This is a genomic window from Brevundimonas sp. GW821-FHT12E07 (assembly GCF_058807035.1).
Genome location: NZ_JBXAQH010000002.1, coordinates 108,360 through 120,952, shown reverse-complemented (window position 1 = coordinate 120,952; position 12,593 = coordinate 108,360). Strand labels below are relative to the sequence as shown.

Sequence of the window (12,593 nt, the reverse complement as noted above, 5' to 3'; positions counted from 1 at the left end):
CTGATGTTCTGGCGTGGCGTCTGGGGCTATCTGCCCGCGAATATCGTGCAGGGGGTGGTCGGGTTTCTGGCCATCTTCATCTTCACGCGCCTGCTGACGCCCGAGGATTTCGGCCGCTACGCCCTGGCCTTCTCCATCGTGACCCTGTGCCACGTCGCCGTCTTCAGCTGGCTGGAGGCGGCGATGGCGCGTTTCTGGGCGGCGCAACAGGCGGGCGCCGACATGGCCGCCCATTTCGCCAGCATCTATCGCACCGCCTTCATCCTGATCGCAGGGTTCATCCCCGTGGCGGTCATCGTCCTGTGGTTCGCGCCCATCGACCCGCTGTTCAAGGCGGCCATCGGCGCGGGCCTGATCGGAAGCCCGGCGCGGTGTCTGGCCAAGCTGGCGCAGGAGAGGTTCCGCGCGGCGGGCGAGGTCTCGCGCTCGGCCATGCTGGACATGGCGACGACCATCGGCGGGCTGTGCATCGGCGTGGCATTCGCCCTGTGCGGCGCGGGCGGGGCTGCGCCTCTGGCAGGACTGGGTCTGGCCCCTCTGGCCGCCCTGCCCTTCATCCTGCCGGGCGAGCTGAAACAGGCGAAGTCGGGCGTGGTCGATCCGGCCCGGCTGAAGTCCTACGCCGCCTATGGCTATCCGATCGCGGCGTCGCTGACGCTGGCTCTGGTGCTGGCCTCTACCGACCGCTTCCTGCTGGCCCTGTTCATGGATGAGGCGGCGGTCGGCGCCTATCACGCGGGATACTCCATCGCGAACCGGACGCTGGACGTGCTGTTCCTGTGGCTGGGCGCGGCGGGTCAGCCGGCCCTGGTCATGGCGTTGGAGCGCGGCGGGCTTGAAAAGCTGAAGATCGCCGCGCGCGAACAGGCCTCGACCTTCTTCCTGATCGGCTTCCCGGCCGCGGCGGGCGTGGCGCTGGTGGCCAAGCCGCTGGGCGAGGTGATGATCGGCGAGAGCCTGAGGGTCGCCGCGGCGCAGGTGACGCCCTGGGTCGCCCTTTCAGCCCTGCTGTACGGCCTCACCGCCTATTATTTCGGACAGGCCTTCACCCTCGGGCGCAGGACGAAGCTGCTGCTGGTGGCCATGAGCGTGCCGGCGCTGGGCAATGTCGTGCTGAACTTCATCCTCATTCCACGCTTCGGCGTCATCGGGGCGGCCTGGTCGACGGCGATCAGCTTCGGCCTCGGCATGCTGGCGACCATGTTGCTGGGTCGCAAGGTCGTGCCCCTGCCCGTGCCGTGGGAGCCGCTGATCCGTTGCGGCGTCGCGACGGGGATCATGGCCGTGGCGGTGGCCCTGCTGCCGGCCATCGGCGGCCTGCCCGAGCTGATCCTCGACGCCTCCGTGGGCGGCATCGTCTATGCGGCCGTGGCCCTGACCATCAACGCCGCTGGCGTGCGCGACATCGCGCTGGGCCTGCTCCAGAAGTTCCGCGCCCGACAGGTCACGGCATGACCGCCCGCCTCACCGAAAACGCCGCCTGGACGGGGGCCGAGCCGATTCTGTCGGTGCTGATGCCCTTCCTGCGCGACGATCCGCGCGAGCTGCTCAAGCTGCTGGACCGCGAGGCCGCCTCGGTGGGCCGCTCGGTCGAGATCGTGGTGCTGGACGACGGCACCGGCGACAAGGCCCTGACCGGCGGGCTGATCGACGTCATCACCCATATGAGCCTGCCCGTGCGGCTGATCACCCTGGCGAAGAACGAGGGACGCTCGGTCGGGCGCAACCGTCTGGCTGCGGCGGCGCGGGGCGGCAGCCTGCTGTTCCTCGACAGCGACATGCGGCCGGACCAGTTCCACTTCCTCGGCGCCTGGGCCGATCTGGTGAAGGCGCAGGACCCGGCCGTGGCCTTCGGCGGCTTCTCCTTGCTGCAGGCGCCGAACGACGGGAAATTCTCGGTCCATCGGGCCATGGCGACCAAGTCGGAATGCCTGCCGCACGATGTGCGCGCCCTGACGCCAGAGAAATACGTCTTCACCTCCAACCTTCTGGTCCGCCGTGACGTGTTCGAGGCCGAGGCCTTCGATTCCGCCTTCACCGGCTGGGGCTGGGAGGATGTGGAATGGGCCATGCGCGTCTCGCGCCGCTGGGCGGTGATCCACGTCGACAATCCCGCGACCCATATGGGCCTCGACACCACGGCGTCGCTGGCGGGCAAGTATGAACAGTCGGCCGCCAACTTCGCCCGCGTCGTCGCCAAGCATCCGGACATCGTCTCCGGCTATCCCAGCTTCCGCGTGGCGAAAAAGCTCAAGCACCTGCCGATGCTGAAAGCCGTGCGGCCGATGATGAAACAGGCGGCGATGACCGGCTGGCTGCCGGTCAAGGCGCGCGCCTTCTCGCTCAGGCTCTACCGCGCCGCCCTATATGCCGAGGCCGTATGAAGGGGCCGCCGATCAAGGATGTCGCCGTCATCATCCCGACGATGCGTCGCCCGGAGTTCCTCGAACGCGCCCTGAAGTCTGTCTTCGCGCAAAAGGGCGTGGAGCACCGGCTGGCCAGTGTCGTGGTCGTGGACAACGATCCCGAGGGCAGCGCGGCGGTCGTGGTTGGACGGCTGACGGAGAAATGCCCGGTCCCGCTGGTCTATCGGCACGAGCCCCGCCCGGGCGTGTCGACGGCGAGGAACGCCGGGCTGGCCGCGACCCTCTCGCCCCTGATCGCCTTTCTCGACGACGACGAACGCGCCACGCCGACCTGGCTGGCGAAGCTGATCAAGGCGCGCGAGACGCTGAAGTGCGATGTGGTCTTCGGTCCCATCCACGGCCGGGTGCCGCCGGGCACGGGCTGGACCACCCGCTATCTGGAGACCTTCTTCGGGCGGCAGGGGCCGGAGAAGACGGGTCTGATCGACCACGCCTACGGCTGTGGCAACTCGCTGATGCTGAGGGCGACCGCCCTGCCCGGCGACGCGCCGTTCGATCCGAAGACCGACCAGAGCGGCGGCGAGGACGACGCCCTGTTCTCGGCCCTGTCGATGCGCGGCGGGACCTTCGGCTGGGCCGCCGACGCCTGGGTCGACGAGTTCGCCCCTGCCCATCGCGCCACCCTGAATTACGCCCTCACCCGCGCCTTCGCCTATGGCCAGAGCCCGCCCCAGCTGGCCTGGCGCGAGGGCAAGCCGGTGCGGATGCTGCTGTGGATGGCCATCGGGGCAGCTCAGGCGGGCGTCTGGGGTCTGGCCGCGCTGGCCCTCACCATCGTCGGCAATGACAAGCGCGCCGAGGCGCTCGACAAGGCCGCGCGCGGTCTGGGCAAGGTCTTCTGGACGAAGGGCTTCGAGCCGCATTTCTACGGCGTGCGCGAGCTTGAGCGGCTGGAGAAGGCGAAGGCCTAGCCCACCAGCCGCCGCAGGAACGACGGCGGCTTGTAGGTCGAGCGGTTGACGACGACGCCGGCGATGCGGCCGCCGACGGCTTCGATCTCATCGCGCAGGATGACGGGCTCGTTGGGCGCGGTGCTCTCGGCGGCGACCACCAGGATGGTGGCGTCGACATAGGGGGCCAGGGTGATGGCGACGTCGTTGCGATCGGCCGCCGGGCTGTCGATGACGACCGTGTCGGCGTGTTTGCGCATGGCGTCCCAGTAGCGCGGATCCGGCAGGGGTTCGGCGCGCTGGCCCGAGCGCAGGGTCTCGGCGCGGAACCGGGTCACCCACAGACGCCCGCCGAGGCAAGGGCGTGCGGTCATCAGCCGGGCCGGATCGACGGGGCGGCCGTCCCGGCCCAGGATCGGGGGCGTCACCGCATAGAAGACCGAGCCGTCGGGCGAGGCGGCGGCGGGCGAACCCAGGCGACCGAAACGCTCGACCTCGGCGGCGACCGTCTCCTGCTGCCCCTGCTGGGCCAGGTCGGCGTCGACCAGCCAGACGGGCTTTCTGGCGCGCACGGCGGCCAGACGGGCGAACTCCCGGGCGACGGTCGAGGTCCCCTCGCCGGTCCCGGCGCAGGCGAACTGGATCACCCGCCCGCGGTGGGCGGGGCCGGAGCCCAGGGCGGCCCAGAGGCCGGCCATTTCGGTTGTGAGATCGACCATCGAATCGGTTACGCGTTCTCCGCCGCTCTCAGGCTATCACGCCCTTGAAAAAGCGGGGACATCCGGCGTCAGGCCTTCACCGGGGCGACCGCGAGGACCGGCATCTGCAGGGTGCGTCCCGCCGAGGCCGGGGTGGCGAAGCCGCGCCGGGTGAACACCCGCAGAAGGCCGACGCACAGGGCGGTGAAGCCGGCGAACAGGAAGACCAGGATCAGCAGCGGCGCCTTCAGACTGGAGCCCTTGGTCGGGGCGGCCGGGTGGGACAGGATTTTCACATTGTCGGCGCCCGAGGCGACGAGGCCGTTGTCGGCCCGGCTCTGGCTGCCGCGCTGCTGGAATTCCTTGATGTTGGCGGTCAGGACATCGCGATTGCCGGAGAAGATGGCGTTCTTCGATTCCAGTTGGGTCAGGCGGGCCTGACGCTCGCGCAGGGCGGCCAGTTGGCCGTCCAGCACCGCCAGACGGGCGGCCAGGGCGTCGCGGTCGGCTTCCGCCGTGGTGCGGGCCGTATCCAGCGCGACCCAGCTCGGGTTCGGCCCGGTGCGGACCTCCTTGGCCCCGACGGTGTCGCCGCCGGCGACATAGGCCTGAAGCTGGGCGATCTGGGCGTCGATGTCGCGGATCGGCTGGGAATCGGGGCGATAGCGCGACAGCAGGTTCTCGCGCTCGGTGCGCTTCTGCAGAATCTGGTCCTGGGCGGCGATGTTCAGGTCCTGCTGCAGGACGATCTCGGCCGGGACGGTGGCCAGCTGGGCCATGATGGTCTCGACGCGGCGCGCGGCCTGGCTGAGCTGGGCCTGGGTCGAGAGCCGGTCGGTGAAGGTGGTCTGGTATGTCGCGGTCGCCGCGGCCTTGGCGGTGGCGAAATCGCCGATGTCGTTCGAGGCGAGGAACTGCTCATAGGCGTCATCGACGTTGGCCAGTTCGTCCTCGAAGGTCTGGCGCTGGGCGTCGATGGCCTGGGTCGAGTTGTCCTGGAAGACCTCGCGGCGATAGTTCTTGTAGGCCTCCAGCACGGCGGCCAGGACGCGGGCCGACTTCTCGGCGTTGTCGCTCTCATAGCTGAGGGAGATGATCGAGCTGGTCGGGCTGGTGCCGACGACCAGACCTTCGGTGATGGCGCGGATCGCGTCGCCTTCCTGTTTCGCCAGCGATCCGGCGGCCGGCTTGCCGCCCGGCTTCTGGAAGGTCTGGACGCCCAGGGCACGGACGGCGCGCAGCTTCACGTCGCGGCTGGTCAGGATATTGGCTTCGGTCTGGGCGATCTCGCCCGACGGCGGCGGGCTGGCGCGCTCGGTGACCGTGCCGACGCGCGGCTCATAGACATATTCCTGGCCGGCCCCGGCATAGACCTCGGCGGTGGCGGTATAGGTCTTCTTCAGGGTCATGACCGCCGCGGCGCCGAGCACGAACACCACCAGGAAGATGAGGATCATCAGCCCCAGCTCGCGGAACATCAGGCCGACGATGTCCGCGAGGCCGTAACGTGGGCGGGCGGTCACATAGGCCGTGCGCATAGGGCGAGCGAATCCATCGGATGAGGTACTGATGCGATCCTTCGCCGAGCGGCGTTAACCATCAGTTACCCATAACCGGTAAAGGTCCGGTCCAGGGCCCCTGCCCCGAGTCCCTTTTCTCGAGTCGTCCCGTCTCATGACCGCTGACCGCCGCCAGATCCTGCTCGCCCTCGGCGCCCTGTCGGCGTCATCCGCCCTCGCGGGCTGCGGCGGGGGACCGCACGTGCCCCTGGTCAATCCGGCGCCGCGCACCGGCAACCGGGTGCAGAGCGGCGGCTTCCAGGAGATCGGCTTCTCGGACTGGACGGATCAGGAGCCCGAATATCTGTTCTATCCCGGCGACGAGCTGGAAGTGGCGACGCCCACGGCGACCGAGCTGACCCGTACGGTCAAGGTGGGACCCGACGGCCGGATCGCCCTGCCCCTGATTGGCCAGGTGATGGCGGCCGACCGCTCCATCTATGATCTGCAACAAACGATTTCGGCCGCCTACGCGACCCAGCTGGTGCGGCCGGTGGTCGAGATCACGCTGAAGACGGCGGGACCGATGAAGGTCTGGGTCGACGGCGAGGTGAAGAACCCCGGCGTCTACGACATGCCCGGCGACATCGACGCCTATCAGGCGGTGGTCATGGCCGGCGGCTATCTGCCCAGCGGCAAGCCCGAACAGGCCGCCCTGATCCGGCGCGGGCCGGGCGGACGGCGGATGATGCGGGTGCTGGACCTGAGGCCCCGTCGCGGCGAGGTCGTGGCGCTTCGCCGCGGCGACCTGATCTATGTGCCGCGCTCGACGCTCGGCGAACTGGCGGTCTTCTTCACCCAGGTGAAGGCGGCTCTGCCGATCGGCTTCACCTATACGATCAACGGCCAGTATCAGCAGTTTTAAGGGCGCTATCGCTTGCGACACGGTCGCTCGCTGCTTGAGCGCGAGATCACTCCTGCCCTCTCGACGGACGGCGGCCCGATTGAGCGCGCCGTCTGCGTCTTGATCAGGCGGCCAGGGTGACCACGCCGGCGTCGATGTAGCGACGGGCGGCCTTCTGGGCTTCGGCGATCTCTTCGCGTTCCATTTCCTGCGACATCTCGCGGCGATAGACGCGCGCCTCGATGGAGCCCTTCATGGCGGCCAGGTTGAAGATCATGTGGGCCGAGACCCGGTCCATCGGGCAGCCGCCCGAACCGGACGAATACTGCATGCCCAGGCGGAACAGCATGTCGCCGTCCATGTCGGGGGTCGGCAGTGGCATCATCGCCTCATCGGCGGCGGCCTCAACAAACTCGGGCGCGGTTTCTTGCGCGGTCATCGTCGTCTTCCTCTAGTGGCTGCCATTCTGGAGCCGTCCTTCGAGGTCACATCAAATACCCGCGGTTTGAAGTTAGAGTTAACAGCAACGGGGTCGAAAAAGCCTTTTGTGTAAAGACTTTACCAAAGTTCCGCGACACGTTCAGACATCATGAACTCGCCGGTAACCCTGCGTTTATTCGGGTATTCTCAAGGTTAACAAACGACCCCGGCAAAGCCCCTACGCCCCTGTTCAACGCGCCCTCTGACCGAACAGAACCTTGCGCGCCTCTTCGGCCGCCTTGCCCGAGGCGGCGAGGTTCTTGCGCAGATCCTCGCCCAGCGCCCTGCCCGCCTGGACCGCCGGCCGTTCGCCGACCCGCTCGACCCAGGCCTTCAGATGCGGGAAGTCGTCGAGGTTCTGGCCCTGCAGCGTCGGCAGGATCCACGGCCAGGACGCCATGTCGGCGATCGAATAGTCATTGCCGGCCAGATAGGGCCGGTCGGCCAGTCGCTTGTCCATGACGCCGTACAGGCGGTTGGTCTCGTTCGTATAGCGCCGCACCCCATAGGCGATCTGGCGCTGGTCCTTGATCATGCTGGGGGCGTACTGCCGGAAATGGTGGGTCTGACCGGCCATGGGCCCCAGGCCGCCGACCTGCCAGAACAGCCACTGATCGATCTCGGCCTTGTGGCGAAGATCCGAGGCGTAGAACTTGCCCGTCTTGGCGGCGAGGTACTGCAGGATCGCCCCCGACTCGAAGATCGACAACGGCAGGCCATCGGGGCCGTCCGGATCGATGATGGCGGGCATCCGGCCATTGGGGCTGATGGCCTGGAACTGGGGCGTGAACTGCTCGCCCGCCCCGATGTTCACGTACTTGACCTCATAGGGCAGACCCATCTCCTCAAGCGCGATGGAGATCTTCCAGCCGTTGGGCGTGGGCCAGTACCAAAGCTCGATCGGACGGGTCATGCAGTGGCCTCCAGCGGGCCGGATCGCCCCCGAACCGATCTGGGGCCTGCCGTCGCGAGGCGCAACGGTGTCGCTTCCGAAACCTGACACTCGCGTTCAGGGCGAGTTCATGCGCGGAGCGCGACCGTTAGCCATCTTCAACGGGGCAAGACGGAATGTCCGTCGCGCACCAGAGCAAGGAGCATGAAGATGAACCGACTGATGAAGGCGGCCGTCATGGCCCTGGCCGTCGCGACCACCGCCGCCCCCCTCGCCGCCCAGGCCCAGAGCTATGGCCGTCCGGACTATCGCCAGGACCGCCGCGATGACCGTCGCGATGACCGTCGCGACAACCGCTATGACCGCCGCGACGACCGCCGGGACTGGCGTCAGGACAACCGCTACGACCGTCGTGACGACCGCCGCGACTGGCGTCAGGACCAGCGCTGGGACCGCAACAATCGCGACTGGTATCGCGGCCGTCAGGACTTCTACGACTACCGCGGCTACCGCAGCGGCTACTGGTACGCGCCGAGCTACGGCTACTACCGCGTCGATCCGCGCTACGCCGGCTATCGCTGGCAGCGGGGCGGCTACCTGCCCTCGGCCTACCGCGGCTATTACGTGCGTGACCCGTATGTCTACGGCCTGCGTCCGGCCCCGCGCGGCTATGCCTATGTCCACGCCGGCAGCGACATCGTGATGATCGCCGTCGCCACCGGCCTGATCGCCAGCGTCCTGTCGGGCGTCTACTAGACCTGGCGCCCGATCGAAGAAGAGCCCCGCAGGTCTATGGCCGGCGGGGCTTTTTCGTGTCCGGGGACCGGCGATACATTACGCAGACTTCACTTTCGGGTCCGTTTTCATTCAGACAGGGTTCATGGACGAAATCGGAAATTGACCACGAGCCGCCCATCAGGGGCGTGCGGGGAATAACGACCATGAAACGCACATTGATGGTGTTCGCCGCCATCTCCGCCTTCGCCGTCCCGGCGATGGCGCCTGTCGCCACCCTGGCCCAGGACCGCGGTGATCGCGGCCAGGAAGCCACCGCCAGGGCGCCGCAGCGTGACACCAACCGCCGCAACAACAACAACGGCGACCGCGGCGGCGACCGCGGCGGCGCCCAGCAGCAATCCGCGCCCCAACGTGACGATAGCGCCGGGCGTCCCTCGTCCGGCGACCGTCCGAACTGGGACGGCGACCGTGGTGGCGATCGGGGCGATCGCGGTGGTGGCCGCAGCGATGGCGGACAGCGCCCTGACCGGCCGTCGCAGCCCTCCCAACAACAGCCCCAGCAGCAACCGTCGCGTCCGGACCGTCCTTCGGGCGGCCAAAACGGCGGCTGGAACGGTGGCCAGAACGGCGGGTGGAACGGCGGGCAGAACCGTCCCGACCGCCCCAATCAGGGCCGTCCTGACCAGGGCCGTCCTGACCAGGGCCGTCCTGACCAGGGCCGTCCGGGCAACGGAAACGGCGGCTGGAACCCCAACGGCGGTCGCCCGGATCAAGGCAGGCCCGATCAGGGACGCCCGGATCAGGGACGCCCGGATCAGGGACGCCCGGATCAGGGACGCCCGGATCAGGGCCGTCCCGGCAACGGGAACAACAACGGCGGCTGGAACGGAAACCAGGGTCGCCCCGGCAACAATGGCGGCTGGAACGGCAACCAGGGCCGGCCCGGGAACAACGGCGGCTGGAACGGCAATCAGGGCCGTCCGGACAACCGTGACCGCGATCGGCAGCGTCAGGAGTACCGCAACCGCTTCGACTCCAACCGCTGGCAACAGAACTGGAGCCGCAGCCACCGCGACGACTGGTGGCGCAACGACAGCCGTTTCCGCGGCTGGAACGGCGTCCGCTTCGGCTTCTATTTCGCCCCGGGCTACGGCTATTACAGCGTGCCGCGCAGCTATTACGGCGTGCAATACTATGTCGGCCAGTACCTGCCGTCGATCTTCTGGCGCTACAGCATCAACGACTACCGGACCTATGGCCTCGGCTATCCGCCCGAGGGCACCCGCTGGGTCTATGTCGACAACTCGATCTATCTGATCGACGAGTACGACGGCTATATCATCGACGTGATCCGCAGCGCCTGGCGTTGGTAGCGTCTGCAGGTCTCACAACCTGAGAATGACCGCGGCCCCTCCTTCCGGAGGGGCCGTTTGTCTATCCGGTAAAACCCTGAACCCTGACAGGCCCGTTCAGGCGCGGTTCAGGCTGGAAAGCCTAATCCTTCACCATGTCGGGTTTTCACGCCGCCCCCGCGGCAGTCTCAAAGGAGAGACACGTCATGACGAAGATCATCAAGCTGGCCGCCCTGGGCGCCGCCGCCCTCGCCGTCGTCGCCACCCCCATGGCCGCTTCCGCCCAGTCGTGGCGCGGCGGCGACCGCGACCACGACGGCCGTTACGAGCGCAACGAGCGCCGCGCCGACCGCAACCGCTACGACGGCGGCCGCTACACCAACCGCGAGCGCTACAACGACGACCGCCGCTACTACGCCGACCAGCGCCGGGACTACCGTCAGGACCAACGTCGCTACTACCGCGGCGGGACCCTGCCGTATCAGTACCGTTCGAACTGGTACATCCGCGACTACAACCGCTACGGCTACGCCCCTCCGCCGCGCGGCTACGGCTACTACCGGACCGACACGGGCGACATCGTCCTGGCGGCCCTGGCGACCGGCGTGATCATCTCGCTGCTAAGCAACTAAAGGCCTCACACGCCGCATAAGAAAGAGCCCGCCCGGAGCGATCCGGGCGGGCTTTTTATTGTGTCATCAGACGCCGAACGCGCTCAAGCAGCGAGCGACCGCGTCGCGAGCGGTAGCGCCCTAAAGACCGAGCTTCGCCTTCAGGATTTCGTTGACCGAGGCCGGGTTGGCCTTGCCGCCGGTGGCCTTCATGACCTGGCCCACGAACCAGCCGAGGGCCTGGGGCTTCTCGGCGACGGCGGCGGCCTTGTCGGGGTTGGCGGCGATCAGCTCGTCGACGGCCTTTTCGATGGCGCCGGTGTCATTGACCTGGACCAGACCACGCGCCTCGACGACGGCGCGGGGCGAACCCTCGCCGTTCCAGACGTGCTCGAAGACTTCCTTGGCGATCTTGGAGGAGATGACCCCCTCCTCGATCAGGGCCACCAGCTCGGCGACATGGGCCGCGGGCAGCGGGCTGGCGTCGAACTCGAGGTTATCGGCCGACAGGCGGGCCGACAGTTCGTTGGTGACCCAGTTGGCAACCAGCTTGGCGTCGCGGCCCTTCGCGGCCTCCTCGAAATAGTCGGCCTTGGCCTGATCCGAGATCAGGACAACGGCGTCGTACTGCGACAGGCCGTACTGGCTCATCAGCCGGCGGCGCTTGTCGTCGGGCAGCTCCGGCAGGGCCGATTTGATCTCGTCGATCCAGGCCTGTTCGATCTCCAGCGGCAGCAGGTCGGGATCGGGGAAGTAGCGATAGTCGTTCGCCTCCTCCTTGGACCGCATCGAGCGGGTCTCGTTCTTGTTCGGATCGTAGAGACGGGTCTCCTGATCGATCTTGCCGCCGTCCTCGAGGATCTCGATCTGACGGCGCGCCTCGATCCCGATGGCCTGGGAGATGAAGCGGAAGGAGTTGACGTTCTTGATCTCGCAGCGCGTGCCGAGGTGCGAGAAGTCGCCCGTCGCCTTGAACTTCTCGTACTGGCCGGGACGGCAGACCGAGACGTTGACGTCGGCGCGCAGATTGCCCTTCTCCATGTCGCCGTCGCAGGTGCCCAGATAGATCAGGATGGTCCGGATCTTCTTGACGTAGGCGACCGCCTCTTCCGCCGAACGGATGTCCGGACGCGACACGATCTCCATCAGGGCCGTGCCGGCGCGGTTCAGGTCGACGAAGCTCTCGGTCGGCGACAGGTCGTGGATCAGCTTGCCCGCGTCCTGTTCCAGGTGCAGGCGCTCAATGCCGACGTTGAAGAAGCTGCCGTCCTCGGCCTCGACCTCGACCACGCCCTCGCCCACGATGGGGAAATAGAGCTGGGAGATCTGATAGCCGGTCGGCAGGTCGGGATAGAAGTAGTTCTTGCGGTCGAACTGGCTCTTCAGATTGATCTTCGCGCGCAGGCCCAGGCCCGACTTCACCGCCTGTTCGACGCAGTGTTTGTTCAGGGTCGGCAGCATGCCGGGGAAGCCGGCGTCGACCAGCGACACCTGCTCGTTCGGACCCGCGCCGAAGCCCACGGCGGCGCCGGAGAAGAGCTTGGCCTTCGAGGCCACCTGGGCGTGGATCTCCAGCCCCATGACGAGTTCCCAAGGGCCGGTCCGGCCCTGAATGGTTTTGGCGGTGGAAGTGGTCGTGTCGGTCATCCGGTCGTCCTAGCGCCGTCGGGCGCGGGGAGAAAGAGGCTGTCTTGAGGTTGTCGCCAAACCACGCTCATCTGGCGCGCATTCCACGGAGAAGAAGATGCAAAAGACCCTGTTCGCCGCCGCCGCGGCCTCCCTGCTGATCGCCGGCGCCGCCTCGGCCCAGACGGCCCCTGCCCCGGCTCCGGCGCCCGCCCCAGCGGCCCACGCCGCCCATCCGACCATCGAAAGCTCCATCGAGGCCCTGATGGCCGATGCTGAGACCAAGGCCGTCGTGCTCAAGCACCTTCCCGGCCTCGACCAGCACCCCGCCTATGGCCAGTTCAAGGGCATGACCCTGCGCGCCGTCGCCCCCTATTCCCAGGGCCACATCACCGACGAGCTGATCGCCGCCATCGACACCGATCTGAAGGCCCTGGCGGCTCACTAACCCCCTTCCCCGAACGGTCCGGAGCCGCG

13 protein-coding genes are annotated in these 12,593 nt (G+C 67.6%); 8 read left to right on the top strand and 5 right to left on the bottom strand.

The genetic code is table 11. The features are described from left to right. The first annotated feature begins 3 nt into the window (after window positions 1-3). Genes AC1ROD_RS08635 through AC1ROD_RS08625 form a run of 3 tightly spaced genes read left to right on the top strand, consistent with a single transcriptional unit; the run spans window position 4 to window position 3,337 of the window. Window positions 4-1,455, top strand: a complete 1,452-nt coding sequence (locus tag AC1ROD_RS08635) for a lipopolysaccharide biosynthesis protein (protein ID WP_492947859.1) — start codon at window positions 4-6, stop codon at window positions 1,453-1,455. Beyond that, a complete protein-coding gene (locus tag AC1ROD_RS08630) occupies window positions 1,452-2,384 on the top strand; it encodes a glycosyltransferase family 2 protein (protein WP_492947858.1) in 933 nt (310 codons plus the stop codon). The genes AC1ROD_RS08635 and AC1ROD_RS08630 overlap by 4 nt, the downstream gene beginning before the upstream one ends. Continuing rightward, the gene (locus tag AC1ROD_RS08625; protein ID WP_492947857.1) at window positions 2,381-3,337 is read left to right on the top strand and encodes a glycosyltransferase family 2 protein; all 957 of its coding nucleotides are present in this window, start codon (window positions 2,381-2,383) and stop codon (window positions 3,335-3,337) included. The genes AC1ROD_RS08630 and AC1ROD_RS08625 overlap by 4 nt, the downstream gene beginning before the upstream one ends. Here the strand turns inward: AC1ROD_RS08625 and AC1ROD_RS08620 are convergent. Both AC1ROD_RS08620 and AC1ROD_RS08615 read right to left on the bottom strand, forming a co-directional pair. Then, on the bottom strand, window positions 3,334-4,035 hold the full coding sequence (locus AC1ROD_RS08620) for a P-loop NTPase family protein (RefSeq protein ID WP_492947856.1): 702 nt from the start codon (window positions 4,033-4,035) through the stop codon (window positions 3,334-3,336). The genes AC1ROD_RS08625 and AC1ROD_RS08620 overlap by 4 nt on opposite strands. A 68-nt stretch (window positions 4,036-4,103) precedes the next feature. Further along, entirely contained in the window at window positions 4,104-5,552 is a 1,449-nt protein-coding gene (locus tag AC1ROD_RS08615) for a GumC family protein (RefSeq protein ID WP_492947855.1), read from the bottom strand. Window positions 5,553-5,688: 136 nt separating this feature from the next. Here AC1ROD_RS08615 and AC1ROD_RS08610 point away from each other — a divergent pair, with 136 nt between their 5' ends. Continuing rightward, window positions 5,689-6,438 carry a polysaccharide biosynthesis/export family protein gene (locus AC1ROD_RS08610; RefSeq protein WP_492947854.1) on the top strand — a complete coding sequence of 250 codons (750 nt, stop codon included), beginning with the start codon at window positions 5,689-5,691 and terminating at the stop codon, window positions 6,436-6,438. A 103-nt stretch (window positions 6,439-6,541) separates the two neighbouring features. On the opposite strand, the gene AC1ROD_RS08605 is transcribed toward AC1ROD_RS08610, so the two are convergent. Then, window positions 6,542-6,856, bottom strand: coding sequence for a sel1 repeat family protein (locus AC1ROD_RS08605; RefSeq protein WP_492947853.1), 315 nt, complete (start codon window positions 6,854-6,856; stop codon window positions 6,542-6,544). Between the two features lie 231 nt (window positions 6,857-7,087). After that, on the bottom strand, window positions 7,088-7,810 hold the full coding sequence (locus tag AC1ROD_RS08600; RefSeq protein ID WP_492947852.1) for a glutathione S-transferase N-terminal domain-containing protein: 723 nt from the start codon (window positions 7,808-7,810) through the stop codon (window positions 7,088-7,090). A gap of 189 nt (window positions 7,811-7,999) precedes the next feature. On the opposite strand from AC1ROD_RS08600, the gene AC1ROD_RS08595 reads away from it, so the two are divergent. The 3 genes from AC1ROD_RS08595 (at window position 8,000) to AC1ROD_RS08585 (ending at window position 10,511) form a co-directional block, all read left to right on the top strand. Beyond that, window positions 8,000-8,545: an RcnB family protein gene (locus AC1ROD_RS08595; protein ID WP_492947851.1), complete on the top strand. Its 546-nt coding sequence runs from the start codon at window positions 8,000-8,002 to the stop codon at window positions 8,543-8,545. Window positions 8,546-8,730: 185 nt separating this feature from the next. Beyond that, window positions 8,731-9,900 (top strand): RcnB family protein, encoded by a 1,170-nt coding sequence (locus tag AC1ROD_RS08590; protein WP_492947850.1) that lies wholly within the window; start codon window positions 8,731-8,733, stop codon window positions 9,898-9,900. Between the two features lie 185 nt (window positions 9,901-10,085). Beyond that, the gene (locus AC1ROD_RS08585) at window positions 10,086-10,511 is read left to right on the top strand and encodes an RcnB family protein (protein ID WP_492947849.1); all 426 of its coding nucleotides are present in this window, start codon (window positions 10,086-10,088) and stop codon (window positions 10,509-10,511) included. A gap of 120 nt (window positions 10,512-10,631) precedes the next feature. On the opposite strand, the gene gatB is transcribed toward AC1ROD_RS08585, so the two are convergent. Beyond that, the gene (gene gatB, locus AC1ROD_RS08580) at window positions 10,632-12,137 is read right to left on the bottom strand and encodes an Asp-tRNA(Asn)/Glu-tRNA(Gln) amidotransferase subunit GatB (RefSeq protein ID WP_492947848.1); all 1,506 of its coding nucleotides are present in this window, start codon (window positions 12,135-12,137) and stop codon (window positions 10,632-10,634) included. A gap of 97 nt (window positions 12,138-12,234) precedes the next feature. On the opposite strand from gatB, the gene AC1ROD_RS08575 reads away from it, so the two are divergent. Beyond that, on the top strand, window positions 12,235-12,564 hold the full coding sequence (locus AC1ROD_RS08575; protein ID WP_492947847.1) for a hypothetical protein: 330 nt from the start codon (window positions 12,235-12,237) through the stop codon (window positions 12,562-12,564). Window positions 12,565-12,593 lie beyond the last annotated feature (29 nt).

Excerpts from the sequence above, each read along its gene's own strand:
- AC1ROD_RS08635 (WP_492947859.1), top strand. The coding sequence starts at position 4 with ATGTTCTGGCGTGGCGTCTGGGGCTATCTGCCCGCGAATATCGTGCAG.
- AC1ROD_RS08630 (WP_492947858.1), top strand. The coding sequence starts at position 1,452 with ATGACCGCCCGCCTCACCGAAAACGCCGCCTGGACGGGGGCCGAGCCG.
- AC1ROD_RS08625 (WP_492947857.1), top strand. The coding sequence starts at position 2,381 with ATGAAGGGGCCGCCGATCAAGGATGTCGCCGTCATCATCCCGACGATG.
- AC1ROD_RS08620 (WP_492947856.1), bottom strand. The coding sequence starts at position 4,035 with ATGGTCGATCTCACAACCGAAATGGCCGGCCTCTGGGCCGCCCTGGGC.
- AC1ROD_RS08615 (WP_492947855.1), bottom strand. The coding sequence starts at position 5,552 with ATGCGCACGGCCTATGTGACCGCCCGCCCACGTTACGGCCTCGCGGAC.
- AC1ROD_RS08610 (WP_492947854.1), top strand. The coding sequence starts at position 5,689 with ATGACCGCTGACCGCCGCCAGATCCTGCTCGCCCTCGGCGCCCTGTCG.
- AC1ROD_RS08605 (WP_492947853.1), bottom strand. The coding sequence starts at position 6,856 with ATGACCGCGCAAGAAACCGCGCCCGAGTTTGTTGAGGCCGCCGCCGAT.
- AC1ROD_RS08600 (WP_492947852.1), bottom strand. The coding sequence starts at position 7,810 with ATGACCCGTCCGATCGAGCTTTGGTACTGGCCCACGCCCAACGGCTGG.
- AC1ROD_RS08595 (WP_492947851.1), top strand. The coding sequence starts at position 8,000 with ATGAACCGACTGATGAAGGCGGCCGTCATGGCCCTGGCCGTCGCGACC.
- AC1ROD_RS08590 (WP_492947850.1), top strand. The coding sequence starts at position 8,731 with ATGAAACGCACATTGATGGTGTTCGCCGCCATCTCCGCCTTCGCCGTC.
- AC1ROD_RS08585 (WP_492947849.1), top strand. The coding sequence starts at position 10,086 with ATGACGAAGATCATCAAGCTGGCCGCCCTGGGCGCCGCCGCCCTCGCC.
- gatB (WP_492947848.1), bottom strand. The coding sequence starts at position 12,137 with ATGACCGACACGACCACTTCCACCGCCAAAACCATTCAGGGCCGGACC.
- AC1ROD_RS08575 (WP_492947847.1), top strand. The coding sequence starts at position 12,235 with ATGCAAAAGACCCTGTTCGCCGCCGCCGCGGCCTCCCTGCTGATCGCC.